Origin of the sequence: Yoonia ponticola (assembly GCF_014199395.1) — a bacterium.
Classification (GTDB): domain Bacteria; phylum Pseudomonadota; class Alphaproteobacteria; order Rhodobacterales; family Rhodobacteraceae; genus Yoonia; species Yoonia ponticola.
This window is the reverse complement of record NZ_JACIJM010000005.1, coordinates 144,723-161,016: the sequence shown is the minus strand read 5'-3', so window position 1 is coordinate 161,016 and position 16,294 is coordinate 144,723. Positions and strand designations below refer to the sequence as shown.

Below are 16,294 nucleotides of genomic sequence, written 5' to 3'. Positions count from 1 at the left end.
CCGAAATTTGTCCCTTATTAATCAATATCAAACATACCCCGTGTTGCAGCGATGCCCCGTTTAGCCGCCACCGTTAGAAAAAAGTCTGCCTAAGCGGGTCGCGCTCTGCTATATCTCAACAAAATAATACCGCAGCGAGCAGGCTCATATGACTAGCACACCCCAAATGGACGCGGATATCCGCGCCAAAATCATTTCTGATCCCGAGGCATTGCTCGAGGATAAAGACATCATGAGCGCCCTCGTGGCGGCCAATGAATCGACGATGGGTGGCAATATTGTCGACCTGCGTGGCATCGCGATGGAACGTCTTGAGGCGCGGCTAGACCGACTTGAGGACACGCATCGGTCTGTGATTGCCGCTGCTTACGAAAATCTAGCTGGTACGAACCAAATCCACCGCGCCGTGCTGCGGATGATGGATGCCACTGAATTTGAAGCGTTTTTGCATGATCTGTCCGGTGACGTCGCTGACACGTTGCGCGTTGATGTGATGCGTCTGGTGCTGGAAAGCGAAGACGCCGAACCGAATGACGCTGTGAAAAAAGTCCGGGATGTGGTGCGTGTCGTGCCCGTCGGCGAGATCGACGATTACATCACCCAAGGCCGCAATATGTCGGTCCGGCAGGTCACGCTGCGCCAGATTACCGCTGATGAGACCAGTCTTTTCGGCGAAAAAGCCAGCTACATCCGGTCCGAAGCGTGTCTGAAATTGGACTTCGGTCCGAACCGTTTGCCCGGCATGCTGGTGATGGGATCCGAAGATCCGCACCAATTTACACCGCAGCAAGGCACTGATCTTTTGACGTTTTTCGGCGGTGTGTTTGAACGCGCGATGCGCCGGTGGCTCGCCTGATTTCTCCATCTCTCACTCACGCGATGGCGGCATGGTTGGACCATTGCCGCGCATTGAATGATGCGGCTGAGAACACGTTAAAGGCGTATCAAACGGACGTCATGGGGTTTTTAGCGTTCATGACGCAGCACCATGGCGACGCCCAAGGGCTCGGTCCGATTGCCCGCATCACGGTCAGCGATATGCGGGCATGGATGGCGCATGAACGCGGACGCGGCGTTGGCGCGCGGTCGCTCGCACGCTCACTGTCTGCGGTAAAAACCTTCTACCGTTGGCTGTCTGAGCGGGAAGGGTTTGAACCGACTGCGGTTCTGTCCACACGCAGCCCAAAATTCACCAAAAAACTGCCCCGTCCGCTGGCGATTGATGCCGCTGCCGCGATGATCGACACTGTCGAGTTGCAAGCCCGCGATAGCTGGGTCGCAGCCCGTGATATGGCTGTTGTGACAATGCTTTACGGGTGTGGATTGCGGATTTCTGAGGCACTTAGCCTCACGGGCGCATCGGTGCCCCTGCCCGATACGTTGGTTATCAAGGGCAAAGGCGGCAAGGAGCGTATCGTGCCTGTAATCGACGCGGCGAAGGACGCGGTCGCGACTTATTTGCGCCTGTCCCCCCACCCCGTTGAACAGCACAGCCCGCTTTTCAGAGGTACGCGCGGCGGTGCGTTGAACCCGCGTATGGTCCAAAAAGTGATGGAAAAGGCACGATTGCAACTGGGCCTCCCGGCCACGGCCACGCCACATGCGATGCGGCATAGCTTTGCCACGCATCTGCTAACTGCGGGCGGCGATCTGCGTGCGATCCAAGAACTGCTCGGCCATGCCAGCCTTTCGACTACCCAAGCCTACACTGCCGTTGACACGGCGCACTTGATGGACGTTTATAATCGGGCACATCCAAAAGCGTAAGTTACTGTTTATATAGGTTATTATATGTTTTCGAAATTCAAAACCAACTCCGCTGACCATTTTCACAAAACCGCGCCATCCTCGACGCAGCGTGCCTGCGTCTTGCGATTGCCCCCACGGCCAATTTCCGGCATGTACGCCCAATGACACTATCTCAAAAAGCCCTCGCCGTTCATTTGCTCACCGCCACGGGCGCAGTCTTTGCGATGCTCGCGATGCTCGCCGCTGTCGATCAAAATTGGTCGATGATGTTCCTGTGGCTCGTTGTCGCATTTTTCGTGGATGGCATCGACGGCCCGTTGGCCCGTAAATATGACGTCAAAACAAACGCCCCGATCTTTGACGGGGTCTTGCTCGATTTGATCATCGACTACCTGACCTACGTGTTCATCCCCGCCTACGCGTTGTTCAAATCCGGCCTTTTGCCCGGCTGGACGGGGTGGTTTGCGATCATTGTGATCACCTTTGCGTCGGCGCTTTACTTTGCAGATACGCGTATGAAAACAAAGGATTACTCCTTTTCAGGCTTCCCCGGATGCTGGAATATGGTCGTTCTTGTGTTGTTTGCGATCCAACCGAATTTCTACGTCAGCCTGTTTCTTGTGGCCTTGCTGGCCGCCGCGATGTTTTTCCCAGTCAAATTTGTGCATCCGGTACGGACAGAGCGTTGGCGCAAGATAACGCTACCGACAGCATTGCTATGGACCGTGTTCGCAGGTTGGGCCGCGTTGGTGGAATTTCATCCTGCATCGTGGGCTCATTACGGGTTGATGATCACGTCGATTTACCTGCTCGGCGCGGGTGCGATTCAACAAGCGATGTATGGCAAAGACGGTTAATCCGGATCATAAAAGCAGCGATCCGGCCCCTTCGAGTTGAAGCAGCTTGATCTTTGTTTCAACGCCCCCTGCCCCGGAATAACCACCCAGCCCGTTTGCCCCGAGAACCCTGTGACGAGGGATGAGAATAGCGATGGGGTTAGCGCCGCAGGCCTGTCCTATCGCTTGGGCTGGTCGGTTCAGCAACTTGGCGAGATCGCCGTAGGTCCGCGTTTCGCCGTAAGGAATGGCGCAAAGCGCCTGACCGAATATCTTTTGAAAATCAGAGGTCTGGGGCGCGAGCGGCAGATCGAAATCCTGCCTATGTCCTGCGAAATAATCGCTGAGTTGTTCTAGCGCGGCATCCAGAACCGGATGGTCGTCGCGGCGCTGCGGTTTCACCCATTCCAGCGCCACCACAGCGTCGTTTTCCACAACAATCGTCAGCGGGCCGACCGGAGTTTCCATTCCGGCCCGCTGTTGGTTTTCGTTAAGCAAGGGCTGCGTCGCAGCGTCCGCAGACACCTGCGTGTGCGTGCGTGCCGACGTCTGGCAGGATCTTCCAGCAACGCTGGCATTTCTCGCCCTCCGCCCGTTCAAAGACCACGGCCACGTCTGCCACATCGTCATTGGTGAACGCATCCGCTGGAGCCGCGTCAGTGCTGACGGTGATGCCCGACGTGATACACAGATCGTCAAAAGTCACTGTTTCCAGCACCTTAGCCACATCTTCGGTCACGTAGACGGTCGGTGCCGCCTCTAGCGACGCGCCGATGACTTTGTTGGTCCGCTCGACTTCCAAGGCCCCAGTTACAACGCGGCGCACTTGGCGCACGGTTGCCCACTTTTCAGCCAAGGCATCGTCGCGCCACGCTGTTGGTGTTTCGGGCATGTCCACGAGGTGGATCGAAACATCGTCGCCTTTGTGCCGTTCCAGCCAGACTTCTTCCATCGTGAACACGAGGATTGGCGCGAGCCATGTGGTCAGGCGGTGGAACAGGATGTCGAGGACGGTGCGTGATGCCCGACGACGTGCTGTGTCGCCGTCGCAGTACAGCGCGTCTTTGCGGACGTCGAAGTAGAACGCTGACAATTCAACGGTTGCGAAGGAAAAGACCGCTTGGAAAACGCCTTGGAAATCGTAGGCGGCGTAGCCTTTGCGCACGGTCTCGTCGAGTTCCGACAAGCGGTGCAGAACCCAGCGTTCGAGTTCTGGCATGTCGGCTGCATCGACGCGATCTGCCTCGGAGAAATCGTTCAGCGAGCCGAGCAAGAAGCGCATTGTGTTGCGCAGGCGGCGGTAGCTGTCGGACACCCCTTTAAGGATTTCGTCACCGATCCGTTGGTCGTTTTCATAGTCGACCTGTGCCACCCAGAGACGCAGGATGTCAGCGCCGTATTGGTCTGTTACCTGTTTTGGCGGGATGATGTTGCCCAAGGATTTAGACATCTTCATGCCTTTGGAATCCAAGGTAAATCCGCAGGTCATCACGCCACGGTATGGCGCGCGGCCCATAGTTCCGCAGCCCTGCAAGAGCGACGAATGGAACCAGCCACGGTGTTGGTCTGTGCCTTCGAGGTAGAGATCAGCAAGCCCGTCGTCGGACCCGTCTTCACGGTCGCGCAGGGTGAAAGCGTGGGTCGAACCAGAGTCGAACCACACGTCGAGAACGTCCATGACTTGGTCGTAGTCGTCGGGGTTTACGATACCGTCCAAGAACCGTTCCTTGGCCCCGTCCATGTACCATGCGTCCGCGCCTTCGGTCTCGAACGCGGCGGTGATCCGGCTGTTCACCTCGTCATTGCGCAACAGGAAGTCGTCGTCGGTTGGCAGCGTGCCTTTTTTGGTGAAGCAGGTCAGCGGCACACCCCAAGCGCGTTGTCGTGACAGCACCCAATCAGGCCGATCTTGGATCATTGCATAGAGGCGGTTGCGCCCTTTTTGCGGCGTCCATGTCACCAATTCGTCGATAGAGCGCAGTGCGCGTTCGCGGATTGTTGTGCCGTAGGTGTCCTGACCGTCGCCCACCGCTTTGTCCACCGACGCGAACCATTGCGCAGTGTTGCGGAAGATGATCGGGGCTTTAGAGCGCCACGAATGCGGGTAGCTGTGCTTGATCTTGCCACGTGCAAGCAGCCCACCAACCTCGGTCAGTTTTGCGATCACGGCCGCATTTGCGTCGCCTTCCCAATCGCCTTTTTTGGCTTTTTCCCGCAAAATACGTTTGCCGCCAAACAATGGCAGGTCAGCGCGGAAAGAGCCGTCTTCGGTAACGTTATAGGTGATGACGTCTTCGAGCATGCCCAGATCGCGGTAGAGTTCGAATTCGTCCATACCGTGGCTTGGTGCGCAATGCACAAAACCGGTCCCGTCTTCGTCGGTCACAAAGGGTGCCGCACGGAAATCGCGTGGTGCGTCCCATTCGCCATTGCCGCCTTCGACGCCCGAAAGCGGGTGACGCAGCGAGATCGTTTCAAGCTCTGACGTTTCGACGCTGCGGATGCGGCGCCACATGTTGGTTTCAAGCCGTGCTTTGGTCAGCACACCTTCGGCCAGTTTGTCGGCGAGGATGAATTTCTCGCCGATGGTGCACCAGCTTTCCTCAGGCGTCGCGACAACCTCGTAGAGACCGTAATCGTAGGCTGCGCCGTAAACGACCGCCTTGTTCGACGGGATCGTCCAAGGCGTTGTGGTCCAGATCACGACGGATGTGTTCAGCAAATCTTCTGCCAGCGCTTGGTCCGCACCTTCAAAGTCGGTGGTCTCGTCCAACATCGCCATTTCAACGCCTTCGCCCTTGTGGCGGACGGCAAATTTAACCCAGATCGCGTGGCTTTCTTTGTCGTGGTATTCGACTTCAGCTTCGGCCAATGCGGTTTGCTCGACTGGCGACCACATGACGGGTTTTGACCCTTGGTACAGCGTGCCGTTCATCAGGAATTTCTGGAATTCCTCAGCGATCACGCGCTCGGCGTGGAAATCCATTGTCAGGTACGGGTTTTCCCATTTGCCTGTGACGCCGAGGCGTTTGAATTCTTCGCGTTGAATATCGACCCAACCCGCTGCAAACTCACGACATTCTTGACGGAACTCAACCACAGGCACGTCGTCTTTATCACGGCCTTTTTCGCGGTATTTCTCTTCGATTTTCCATTCGATTGGCAGGCCGTGGCAATCCCAACCGGGGATGTAGCGTGCGTCTTTGCCCATCATCTGCTGCGAACGGACCACAAAATCCTTGAGGATCTTGTTCAGCGCGTGACCGATATGCAGGTGGCCGTTGGCGTATGGCGGACCGTCGTGCAGCGTGAATGGTTCACGTGCCTCTGCCTTAGCTTTGTCGCGCAGCCGGTCGTAAACGCCGATGCTGTTCCAGCGTTCTAGCCATTCGGGTTCACGTTTCGGCAAGCCAGCCCGCATCGGGAAATCGGTTTTTGGCAGGTTCAGAGTGGTTTTATATTCGGGGGTGTCGGCGCACATGGGTGGCGTCCTTTGGATCATATCACGTCATAGGGTGAGGGGCGGCGCGCGGTCGCAACACCTGAAGCCCGGCTGGTCTGGTGGTCAGACAGCCGGGTGAATAATTCGTATCTGGATCATCATGCGATGGCTCATAATCGGGCTTATAAGCCTCTGACCCGCGAGGGTAAAGATGTAACGCACCCCATGGTCCGCCTGTGCGAAACCAGTTATGACGCGCCAAAGTGTGTGTTTGAGGTGTGCGATGTCTGCCAGTAACAAGATTGCCGTTGTGGGTGCCGGAATTGGTGGGTTTGCGGTGGCGTCGATGCTCGCCGATCAGGGGCACGATGTGACGGTGTTCGATCAGTTTGATGCGCCGCGCCCTGTTGGGTCGGGACTTGTGATCCAGCCGATTGGCCAAGCGGTTTTGGATTGCGTCGGTGCTGGTGACTTGGCGCGGGCAAAAGGCAACTTCATCACACGCATGTTGGGACACGTAGAGCCATCAGGGCGACGCGTGCTGGACGTGCATTATGACCGCAGGCACGGGCAGCAACGTGGGCTCGCCATTCACCGCGCAAGCTTGCTTGACGCGCTGTTCGTGGCGAGCAAGACCCGTGATCTGCGCCTGATCAGCAGCGCCGAGATCGTGAAGGCCGGAGGCGGGATGCTTTACGCCGCCGATGGTCAAAGCTTTGGCCCGTTTGATCTGATCATCGACAGTGCGGGCGCAGGATCGCCCCTATCCCCGATTGCGTCGCGTCCGCTGGCTTATGGTGCGATTTGGGGGACTGTGGACTGGCCCGAAACGGACCTGCCGCCTGACTACCTGAGCCAGTGCTACCGCCGCGCAGACCGCATGGTTGGCGTGTTGCCGATTGGCACATTGCCCGGTGATGACACGCCCAAAGCTGCGGTTTTCTGGTCGATGCCGCGCGATGGACATGCGGCGTGGCAAGAGCGTGGATTAGATGCGTGGCGCGATGAAGCGACAGCGCTTTGGCCCGCGTTTGCGCCATTTGCGGACCAAATTACGGCGGCAAATCAAATGACGATGGCCCGTTATACGCATGGAACACTGCGCAAACCTTATGGCGATGGTGTCGTGCATATAGGTGACGCGGCCCACCGCGCGAGCCCGCAATTAGGCCAAGGGGCGAACATGGCTTTGCTGGATGCTTTGGCGTTGGCAAGGGCGGTCTCGGTGGCCAGTTTGGACCGCGCCCCTGCCCTGTATGCAAAAGCGCGGCGTTGGCATGTTTGGGCATTCCAAGCGATGTCGGCAGCTTTTACGCCACAGTATCAATCGGACAGCACGTTCCTGCCAAAATTACGCGATTATGTGATGTTTCCTGTGTCGCAAATTCCGCCAGCGCCCAGCGTTTTGACGCAGATTGTGCGCGGGACAATCCTACCGCCTACGGGACGGTTAACGCATGTTGGGACCCCGAATTTTCGCGAAAATTCGCCCGCCTCAACGGCAGTATGATCCTGATCGATAACTGGCAGTGTCAAAGTGGAAATGGTCGCGGTGGAACCGATTTGCGTTCGGCCCTAAAACGGTCCCAAACGGTCCACACGCCGCCTGCCACATCGTGCGCAGCGCAGTGCTATCACGCGCGGCATTCCATCCGGTCAGGACCGTAATTTCGCGTCCGCTTTTCAAACCGATGCCAGCAATATCAATAGCTTTGCCAAAGGAATGCTCTGACAAGCGGCCCGTAGATGCGGCGTTGCGGTTGCGGCAAGAGTAATGCGACACGACCCGTAACGACGATACCTGACCGCCTGTCGCGGGCATGGCCCCCGTCGTGACCCAACGCTTGAGCGCCGAAGCGGTGGCGCAATCAATCGTCGCTGCGGGCCGCAAGGTTACGCCCGCCACCGCGCGCACACGCACTGCATCGTCGATGCCGCAGCGCCCGTTGCCGTTCACGTTTCCGATGACTTCGCCTTGGATCGCGGGGTCGCCACACACTTGGCCGCGCCGGATCGCCGTTGCGCGTTGCACGGCTGCCTGTTCAATCGCGGCTGGCCGTAGCGAGGGGCGTTCTGATGAGATGGGGGCGGTGGGACTGAACGCGAACAAGTCCTGCTCTGCCCGCAATTGTGGGTCGGTTGCTGCGCCATATGCGAGATCGGGGCGTTCGTAGGGGCGTCGTTCCGGGCGCAACGTTGCTGTTGGAATGCTGGGGGCTGGCGCGAGCGAACTGTCCGTTTGCGTCCGTGGTAAAGGCCGTTCATCTGCCAAGTCTGACGCTGTTTCTTGCGCTTCAGATCGCGGCTGCGGGCGTTGCGTGGCGTCCTGCGCCCAGCCAACATTCGCGGACAGGACGCAGAGACAGATCGCCGCCCGTTTGATCACTCTTTCGTACCGGGAGCGCGGCCAAAGTTGGGTTCTGCCGTATCTTGGCCCGCGTCGATAATGCCGCGTCGGATCGCGCGTGTGCGCGTGAAATAATCGTGCAGATGCTCGCCGTCGCCTTGCCGGATTGCCCGTTGCAGCGCGAATAATTCCTCAGTGAAGCGGCCCAGGATTTCGAGCGTCGCATCTTTGTTCGTCAGGAAAACATCACGCCACATCGTCGGATCGGAGGCCGCGATACGGGTGAAATCACGGAAACCTGCGGCGGAAAAGTTAACGACTTCGCTTTCAGTGACGCGGGCCAGATCATCCGCGACACCTACCATCGTGTAAGCAATCAGGTGCGGCGTGTGGCTGGTGACGGCGAGAACTAAATCGTGGTGGTCCGGCGTCATTGTGGTGACTTTTGCGCCCAGCGCAGTCCAGAAATCGGCAAGCTGATCGACCTTGGTTTGATCAGCACCTTCGAGCGGCACAAGGATGTTCCAGCGGTTATCAAACAGTGTGGCAAAGCCGGAACGCGGACCTGAATGTTCAGTCCCAGCCAGCGGATGGCCCGGAATAAAATGAACACCCTCAGGGACATAGGGCGACACCAGGTCGATCACGGCCTGTTTCACAGACCCCACATCCGTCAACGTCGCACCCTGCTTTAACAAAGGCCCGATTTCATCCATGACGGATGCCATTGCGCCCACAGGCACGCAAAGTACCACCAAATCGGCGTCTTTGACGGCCTCTGCTGCCGTGTCAGCGATTTGGTCACACAGGTTAATCTCTGCGGCAATTGCCCGCGTTTCGGCGGACCGTGCGGTGCCGATGATTTCGCCTACACAGCCTGCGCGGCGCATCGCATGTGCCATTGATCCCGCGATCAAACCAAGGCCGATCAGCGCCACACGTTCATAAATCACCGCCATTAACGCGCCCCTTTGAATTGGGCGATTGCGTGGACGACGCGGCGGCATGCGCTTTCGTCACCGACAGTGATCCGCAGGCAATGCGGCAGGTTGTAGCCTGCAACGCGGCGGATCAGGATGCCTTCGGATTTCAGGTGGTCATCGCAGGCGTTTGCCTCTGCTTCGGACCCGAACCGCGCGAGCACAAAGTTGGCCGTCGATGTGTCGCACGGCACGCCAATTTCAGCGAGCGCATTTGACAGCCAGTCGCGCCATTTTGCGTTCTCAATCCGGCACTTCTGCAAATAATCCGTATCGCGCACGGATGCTTCGGCAGCGGCAAGTGCTGCGCTAGACAAGTTGAACGGACCACGAATGCGGTTCAGCACGTCGATGATTTCTTTTGGACCGTAACCCCAGCCAACGCGCAAGCCGCCTAGTCCGTAGATTTTGGAAAATGTGCGGGTCATGACGACGTTATCGCGGGCCTCGATGATCGAAACGCCACCGTCGTAACCATCGACAAATTCGGCGTAGGCACCGTCAAGAACGAGGATCGCTTGCGGTGGGATGCCGTCGGCGAGCCGGATCATTTCACCTTCACCGATCATGGTGCTGGTGGGGTTATTCGGGTTCGCGATGAAGACAAGCTTTGTCTTGTCGGTACACGCTGCGAGGATCGCATCAACGTCCGTGACACGGTCGTTTTCCTTGACCTCGACAGGCGTCGCCCCCGCTGCGAGCGCGGAAATCCGGTACATCGCAAAACCATGTTCGGTGTGGATGACCTCGTCGCCTTTGCCTGCGTAGCATTGGCAGAGAAAGTGGATAATTTCGTCAGAGCCAACGCCGCAAATCACGCGATCAGGGTCAACGGCCCATGTTTCACCAATGGCTTGGCGCAATGGCGTGTGATCCGTCGACGGATAACGGTGCATCTCGTGGACTGAACGCGCGACCGCGTCTTTCGCGGCCGAAGACGGCCCAAGCGGGTTTTCGTTGGACGACAGTTTCAGAACATTCGTCTGGCCATCCACATGAGACGCGCCGCCCACGTAAAGCGCGATGTCCATGATGCCGGGTTGCGGCTTGATTTGGTTGGCCATTGTCATATTCCCCAATTGGTCGGGTGTTTTCTAGCTGGACAGCGGTGATCTGACCAGAGCGAACCTGCTATGCGTATCGCACAGATTTTCGGGCGAAAATCGCGGGATCAGCTACGTTCGCGCAACCTAGCGAGCAACGCACCCCAGCCGCCGGGCACGAGGATCGTTGCACTGACAAAGCCGAACACAAATCCCGCGAGCTCTGCGATCCACGATTGGCCACCGCCGAACAACAGTCCAAACACCAATTGCAGCGCCAAAAGGAACCCGATCAGGCGAAACGCTGTCATTTGGTTTTGGCCGGACTGCCCGAGCCGCAGCCACAGGATATAGGTGTACGCCCCGATTAGCGCAAAAATCGGCGGGTAGGCTCCGAATAGCGGGCTCATGTCTGATGCGAGCAGGCAAAAGGCCAAAGCCCCAAAGATTGATCCGCCAACAAAAACCACCAACGTCCGCACCGAGCCAAAGGCGTCACCGACGAATTTGCCGAGCGCGAGCAGCAATGCCACGCAGAACAACGCATGTGTGAAGTTACCGTGAATAAACGGGTAGGTTATAAAACGGCGGGTCAGGTCAAAACTATAGTCGCCCCGCGTCATGATTACGTCGAGCACCAATGGCGATATGCCGTAATCCTGCAACGCACCGATGCGCCAGCCGATACCCGTCGGTCCGCCGATGATAGCAGCGCCAGCCAGCGACAACGCGCCTTCGACCAAAACCATTATCAATGCCAGCACGATTATAACCGGCGGAAGCGGGTTTACGGGCGGTTCAAAACTCGGATCACTGTGCATGGCGGTCCCTTAGGGCTGTTGAAACTCACAAATCTCTCTGGCATGGGTATGCGACCTCATTTCAGATGGCCAGAGTGGACCTGCCCCATGACACAGACTACATCACAATCAACATTCACACCCCGCGTTTTTTCCGGAATTAAACCTTCCGGCGGCTTGACGATGGGTAATTATCTTGGCGCGATCAAGCGTTTCGTTGGTATGCAAGGCGACATGCAGACGATTTACTGTGTGGTGGACATGCATGCGATTACGGTCTGGCAGGACCCCGCAGAGCTGGCTAAAGCCACACGCGAAGTCGCTGCTGGTTATCTGGCGTCTGGTCTTGATCCTGCGCAGTCGATCTTGTTCAATCAATCTGCTGTTGCCGCACACGCCGAATTAGGCTGGATTTTCAATTGCGTAGCGCGTGTCGGCTGGATGAACCGGATGACACAGTTCAAGGACAAAGCGGGTGCGAACGCTGAAAAGGTGTCGCTGGGCCTCTACGCCTATCCTGCCCTGATGGCTGCTGACATCTTGCTGTATCACGCGACGCATGTGCCTGTTGGCGAAGACCAGAAGCAGCATGTCGAGTTGACCCGCGATATTGGTAAAAAGTTTAACCACGACTTCAAAACCGACTTTTTCCCTGAGACCATTCCGGTCATCGACGGTCCCGCGACCCGTGTGATGAACTTGCGTGACGGGACAAAGAAAATGTCGAAGTCCGGCGAAAGTGACATGGAACGCATCAATATGACGGATGATGCCGACCAGATCGCGAAAAAGTTTAAAAAAGCGCGGACCGATCCGGATGCGCTGCCTGACACGATGGAAGGGCTGAAAGATCGGCCCGAAGCCAAGAACCTCGTCGAGATTTACGCAGCCCTTGATGATCGCAGTCCTGACGATGTGATCGCCGAATATGCGGGTGCGGGTTGGGGTAAGTTCAAACCTGCGCTGGCTGATCTGGCTGTTGCGAAACTGAGCCCGATTAGCACTGAGATGGCGCGTTTGATGGATGACCCTGCTGAAATCGACCGGATTTTGGCGAATGGTGCTGTTAAGGCTCGCGAGATTGCAGAGCCGATTTTGCAGCAGACCTACGATATTGTGGGGCTTTTGCGTCCGGCGCGTTAAGCAATCCGACACGGTATAGGACGGCTGCCCCAAGCGATTGGGCAGCCGTTTTTTTTACGTAATCGCTTCTAGTCGCTCTTTGGACATTTCGCCCGGAACAATTGTCATTGGTACTGGCAAATCGCCCGCTTGCCGCGACAGCGCTGTTACCAACGGACCGGGGCCCTTTTTGTCGGCACCCGCGCCCAAGACCAGAACACCAACATCCGGATCATCGTTAATTTGCGCCAGAAGTTCGGTGATTGGCTCGCCTTCGCGGATCACAAGCTTTGGGTTCACCCCTTGTTTATCGCGCATCCACTTTGCGAAGACCTCGAAGTGAACTTCGATCCGTTCGCGCGCTTCGGCCCGCATGATTTCACCGACACCGATCCAGTGATTGAATTCATCCGGTGGAATAATCGACAGGACTTCGACGCCACCACCCGTTTTTGCAGCGCGCATCGCCGCGAACCGCATCGCGTTGAGACATTCGCGGCTGTCATCAAGGACAACCAAAAATTTCCGCATTGGCATTTCTGCCTCCCTTTTTCGACTTGGGCTGATTGTGCCGGAACTGCGCAAGGCTGGCAATCGGTATCGCCTCAACCTGAGCGCCAAACGAAATGCGTCCGGCGGGGGAACACCGGACGCATCCAACTGACTGCGTGAAACTTGGGACGGGCACGCAACCGCCGATTTGGGATATCGGACGCGTCTAGGCTGCATGATTCCCGTAACGGTTCTGTGAAAGTCGCCGTGTTAACTGAATTTCACCAACTTAGAATGATTCCAATCCCTTGACAGAAACGCTCGTCAGGCGCATATCATAAGGGACCAAAAAGGGGCCCTACGCATGTTTATTCAAACCGAATCCACACCGAACCCAGCCACGCTGAAGTTCTTGCCGGGCCAAAGCGTTCTGGAAGTCGGCACCGCTGATTTTCCAACAATCGAAGCTGGGCAAGCGTCCCCGCTGGCCAAACGCATCTTTGCGACTGGCGGCGTGAATGGCGTCTTTTTCGGCAATGATTTTGTGACCGTGACCAAAGCTGACGACGTTGAATGGGACCACATCAAGCCAGGTATTCTTGGCGCGATCATGGAACATTACCAGTCCGGCGCATCTGTGATGGGTGCCGATCACGAGGTTACATCTGGTCACGCCGAACACACTGGCGATGACGGCGAAATCGTAGGGCAAATCAAAGAATTGCTCGACACGCGCGTCCGTCCTGCTGTTGCCCAAGATGGTGGCGACATCACGTTCCACGGTTTTGAGCGCGGGATCGTTTATCTGCACATGCAAGGCGCTTGTGCTGGCTGCCCATCGTCTACGTTGACCTTGAAAATGGGCATCGAGAACCTGTTGCGTCACTACATCCCAGAAGTGATCGAAGTGCGCCCTGTCGCGGCCTAAGCCATGACAAAGATCGCCGTCGAAAACGTCAATACGCCGGGCAAAATCACGAATGTGGACGCTGCGAAATATACAGCGATGCGCCACGCGATGCTGAAAGGCATGTCGTCCGATCCGATGACATACGCGCAGATCAAAACAGCCACACTGCCGCATTTGCCCGAGGATGTGTTCCCCGGCGGTGCGACAGCAGGCTGGTGGATCAAATGCGTACAGCTAGATCTTGAAGCGAAGAACGCACTGACCCGTCATGCGACAAAACCATTGACGTGGACCAAGGTATGATCAGCAAAGTTCTGGCGTTTGACACGGCGACGGCCCACTGTGCTGCGTGTTTGATCATCGACGACAAAATTGTCGTGCGCGTCGATCCAATGGCAAAGGGACAGGCTGAACATCTGATGCCGATGCTGGAAGACGTGCTGGTTGAAAACAATCTAACATGGGCCGATCTTGATGCGATTGGCGTGGGGACCGGTCCGGGGAATTTTACCGGTATTCGGATTTCCGTGTCTGCGGCGCGCGGCCTTGCCTTGGGCCTTGGCGTCCCTGCGATTGGCGTGACGCATCTGGAGGCCCAAGTTCACGGTCTTGCGCGTCCGGTTGTTGCCCAAGTCGCAGCACCCCGAGATCACGTTTATATTCAGACCTTTGCCGACATCATCAGCACCGCCGTGCTTGTCCCTGCCGCGTCCGATGTCGCGAAGATCGCGCCGCCAATCATCGCGGCCGAGGACATGATCCAGCATATCGCGCTGATTGCGCGTGACCGTGCGCCCCACGTCACCGAACGCCCTGCCCCCTATTATGTCCGTGCTGCCGATGCCGCGCCGCCACGCGATGCGGCACCCGTTATTCTACCATGACGCCAGAGGCGCTTGCGCAGGTTCATGCTGCAGCTTTCACCCAATCGCGACCATGGAGTGCCGCTGAATTCGCAGAGCTGCTTGATTCTAAAGGAGTGATTCTGCGGGGTGACGTGCGGTCATTTGTGCTGGGGCGGTTGATCGCCGACGAAGCAGAGGTGCTGACGATTGCCACCGCGCCCGAATTTCAGCGTCAGGGCCTTGCCCAGATTTGCCTTGCCGCATTTATAGACGCCTTGCAAAAACAACAGGCGCAGTCGGCCTTTCTAGAGGTTGCGGCTGACAATATTGCTGCTAAAGAGCTGTACGCAAACAACAATTTCAAAAACGTCGGTATGCGCCCCAACTATTACAATCGCCCCGATGGCACCAAAGTCGCAGCAGCCGTGCTACGTCGAACCTTGGTTCAGGCGTGATCCACCAAACTTGCGCTTAAAAATTGACCGGTTGGTCAAAATTTTACCACTCTCCATGAAAAACCGGTTGACCCTAGCGGGCTGGCAATGCCTTATCGTGCGATAAACCGGCACAGACCGGTTTGGCTTTTGGGGGAAAGCCGGTGGCCTTCCCCTCATCACAACGACCCGGGAGATACCAATATGACCCTTACAACAAAATTCCTCGGCGCGACTGCCGTGCTGGCGCTGTCCGCCGGCGCCGTCGCTGCTGATCCCGCGATCCTGTTTGATCTCGGCGGCAAGTTCGACAAATCCTTCAACGAATCCGCATTCAACGGCGCACAGCGCTGGGCCGAAGAAACTGGCGGCACTTACGCTGAAGTTGAAATTCAGTCCGACGCACAGCGCGAGCAAGCGATCCGTCGTTTCGCTGAAACTGGTGCAAACCCAATCGTGATGGCCGGCTTTGCGTGGGCATCCGCACTGGGCGACGTTGCTGGCGACTATCCAGACACCAAATTCCAAATCATCGACATGGTTGTAGACGCGCCAAACGTCCGCTCTATCGTGTTCGCTGAAGAGCAGGGTTCATACCTTGTTGGTATGCTGGCCGCGATGGCGTCTGAAACTGGCACTGTTGGCTTTATCGGCGGCATGGACATCCCGTTGATCCGCAACTTTGCATGTGGCTACGCGCAGGGCGCATTGGCTGCAAATCCAGACGCGACAATTGTTGCGAATATGACAGGCACAACGCCTGCGGCTTGGAACGACCCGGTTAAAGGGTCTGAAATGACAAAAGCGCAGATTTCTCAAGGTGTTGACGTGATCTATGCTGCCGCTGGTGGTACTGGTGTTGGCGTTCTGCAAACAGCTGCTGACGAAGACATTCTATCTATCGGCGTTGACGCGAACCAAAACTACCTGCACCCGGGCGAAGTTCTGACATCCATGCTCAAGCGCGTTGATAACGCGGTTTACGACGCATTGATCGCAGGCGACACGCTGGAAGCTGGCTTTAACGTCATGGACCTGTCCAACGGTGGCGTGGGCTACGCGGTTGACGAGCACAACGAAGCGCTGATCACTGCAGAAATGACAGCGGCTCTTGATGCAGCTCAGGCGTCGATTGTTGCGGGTGAAATCTCTGTCCACAACTACAACACTGACGAATCCTGCCCGGCTCTCGACTTTTAAGTTGATGCCTTAGGCCAAGCGATCAGGGCCGCACCGTTTCAAATGGTGCGGCCCACTTCATTTTCGACGCGAACTCACTTTTGTGAAAGAAGAC

Annotated in this window: 17 protein-coding genes; 10 read left to right on the top strand and 7 right to left on the bottom strand. The window is 57.0% G+C overall.

Annotation, left to right across the window (positions count from 1 at the left end; all coding sequences use genetic code 11):
• The first annotated feature begins 148 nt into the window (after window positions 1-148).
• The 3 genes from FHS72_RS10185 (at window position 149) to FHS72_RS10175 (ending at window position 2,606) form a co-directional block, all read left to right on the top strand.
• Window positions 149-856, top strand: a complete 708-nt coding sequence (locus FHS72_RS10185) for a DUF484 family protein (RefSeq protein ID WP_183528709.1) — start codon at window positions 149-151, stop codon at window positions 854-856.
• Entirely contained in the window at window positions 853-1,767 is a 915-nt protein-coding gene (locus FHS72_RS10180) for a tyrosine recombinase XerC (protein ID WP_246414639.1), read from the top strand. The genes FHS72_RS10185 and FHS72_RS10180 overlap by 4 nt, the downstream gene beginning before the upstream one ends.
• 143 nt (window positions 1,768-1,910) lie before the next feature.
• Window positions 1,911-2,606 (top strand): CDP-alcohol phosphatidyltransferase family protein, encoded by a 696-nt coding sequence (locus tag FHS72_RS10175; RefSeq protein ID WP_183528707.1) that lies wholly within the window; start codon window positions 1,911-1,913, stop codon window positions 2,604-2,606.
• Window positions 2,607-2,612: 6 nt separating this feature from the next.
• Here FHS72_RS10175 and FHS72_RS10170 read toward each other — a convergent pair whose 3' ends face one another.
• Window positions 2,613-3,053 carry a methylated-DNA--[protein]-cysteine S-methyltransferase gene (locus FHS72_RS10170; RefSeq protein WP_183528705.1) on the bottom strand — a complete coding sequence of 147 codons (441 nt, stop codon included), beginning with the start codon at window positions 3,051-3,053 and terminating at the stop codon, window positions 2,613-2,615.
• A 22-nt stretch (window positions 3,054-3,075) separates the two neighbouring features.
• Window positions 3,076-6,066: an isoleucine--tRNA ligase gene (gene ileS / locus FHS72_RS10165; RefSeq protein ID WP_183528703.1), complete on the bottom strand. Its 2,991-nt coding sequence runs from the start codon at window positions 6,064-6,066 to the stop codon at window positions 3,076-3,078.
• 244 nt (window positions 6,067-6,310) lie between these two features.
• Here ileS and FHS72_RS10160 point away from each other — a divergent pair, with 244 nt between their 5' ends.
• Window positions 6,311-7,537, top strand: coding sequence for an FAD-dependent oxidoreductase (locus FHS72_RS10160; RefSeq protein ID WP_183528701.1), 1,227 nt, complete (start codon window positions 6,311-6,313; stop codon window positions 7,535-7,537).
• On the opposite strand, the gene FHS72_RS10155 is transcribed toward FHS72_RS10160, so the two are convergent.
• From FHS72_RS10155 to FHS72_RS10140, 4 genes are all read right to left on the bottom strand, one after another.
• Window positions 7,523-8,413 (bottom strand): extensin-like domain-containing protein, encoded by an 891-nt coding sequence (locus tag FHS72_RS10155; protein WP_343042672.1) that lies wholly within the window; start codon window positions 8,411-8,413, stop codon window positions 7,523-7,525. The genes FHS72_RS10160 and FHS72_RS10155 overlap by 15 nt on opposite strands.
• Window positions 8,410-9,333 carry a prephenate/arogenate dehydrogenase family protein gene (locus tag FHS72_RS10150; RefSeq protein WP_183528699.1) on the bottom strand — a complete coding sequence of 308 codons (924 nt, stop codon included), beginning with the start codon at window positions 9,331-9,333 and terminating at the stop codon, window positions 8,410-8,412. Before FHS72_RS10150 ends, FHS72_RS10155 begins: the two co-directional genes overlap by 4 nt.
• A complete protein-coding gene (gene hisC, locus FHS72_RS10145; RefSeq protein WP_183528697.1) occupies window positions 9,333-10,418 on the bottom strand; it encodes a histidinol-phosphate transaminase in 1,086 nt (361 codons plus the stop codon). The genes FHS72_RS10150 and hisC overlap by 1 nt, the downstream gene beginning before the upstream one ends.
• Window positions 10,419-10,525: 107 nt before the next feature.
• Complete coding sequence (locus FHS72_RS10140; protein WP_183528695.1) at window positions 10,526-11,218, bottom strand: rhomboid family intramembrane serine protease; 693 nt, start codon at window positions 11,216-11,218, stop codon at window positions 10,526-10,528.
• 87 nt (window positions 11,219-11,305) lie between these two features.
• On the opposite strand from FHS72_RS10140, the gene trpS reads away from it, so the two are divergent.
• Window positions 11,306-12,340: a tryptophan--tRNA ligase gene (gene trpS / locus FHS72_RS10135; protein ID WP_183528693.1), complete on the top strand. Its 1,035-nt coding sequence runs from the start codon at window positions 11,306-11,308 to the stop codon at window positions 12,338-12,340.
• 54 nt (window positions 12,341-12,394) lie between these two features.
• Here trpS and FHS72_RS10130 read toward each other — a convergent pair whose 3' ends face one another.
• Window positions 12,395-12,850 (bottom strand): universal stress protein, encoded by a 456-nt coding sequence (locus FHS72_RS10130; protein WP_183529117.1) that lies wholly within the window; start codon window positions 12,848-12,850, stop codon window positions 12,395-12,397.
• A gap of 325 nt (window positions 12,851-13,175) precedes the next feature.
• On the opposite strand from FHS72_RS10130, the gene FHS72_RS10125 reads away from it, so the two are divergent.
• The 5 genes from FHS72_RS10125 to FHS72_RS10105 all read left to right on the top strand — a co-directional run bounded on the left by FHS72_RS10125 (window position 13,176) and on the right by FHS72_RS10105 (window position 16,200).
• The gene (locus tag FHS72_RS10125) at window positions 13,176-13,739 is read left to right on the top strand and encodes a NifU family protein (RefSeq protein ID WP_183528691.1); all 564 of its coding nucleotides are present in this window, start codon (window positions 13,176-13,178) and stop codon (window positions 13,737-13,739) included.
• A gap of 3 nt (window positions 13,740-13,742) precedes the next feature.
• The gene (locus FHS72_RS10120; protein ID WP_183528689.1) at window positions 13,743-14,024 is read left to right on the top strand and encodes a DUF6958 family protein; all 282 of its coding nucleotides are present in this window, start codon (window positions 13,743-13,745) and stop codon (window positions 14,022-14,024) included.
• Window positions 14,021-14,605, top strand: a complete 585-nt coding sequence (tsaB, locus tag FHS72_RS10115; RefSeq protein ID WP_183528687.1) for a tRNA (adenosine(37)-N6)-threonylcarbamoyltransferase complex dimerization subunit type 1 TsaB — start codon at window positions 14,021-14,023, stop codon at window positions 14,603-14,605. Before FHS72_RS10120 ends, tsaB begins: the two co-directional genes overlap by 4 nt.
• A complete protein-coding gene (locus tag FHS72_RS10110) occupies window positions 14,602-15,021 on the top strand; it encodes a GNAT family N-acetyltransferase (protein ID WP_183528685.1) in 420 nt (139 codons plus the stop codon). Before tsaB ends, FHS72_RS10110 begins: the two co-directional genes overlap by 4 nt.
• A gap of 183 nt (window positions 15,022-15,204) precedes the next feature.
• Window positions 15,205-16,200 (top strand): BMP family lipoprotein, encoded by a 996-nt coding sequence (locus tag FHS72_RS10105; RefSeq protein WP_183528683.1) that lies wholly within the window; start codon window positions 15,205-15,207, stop codon window positions 16,198-16,200.
• The last annotated feature ends 94 nt before the right edge of the window (window positions 16,201-16,294 follow it).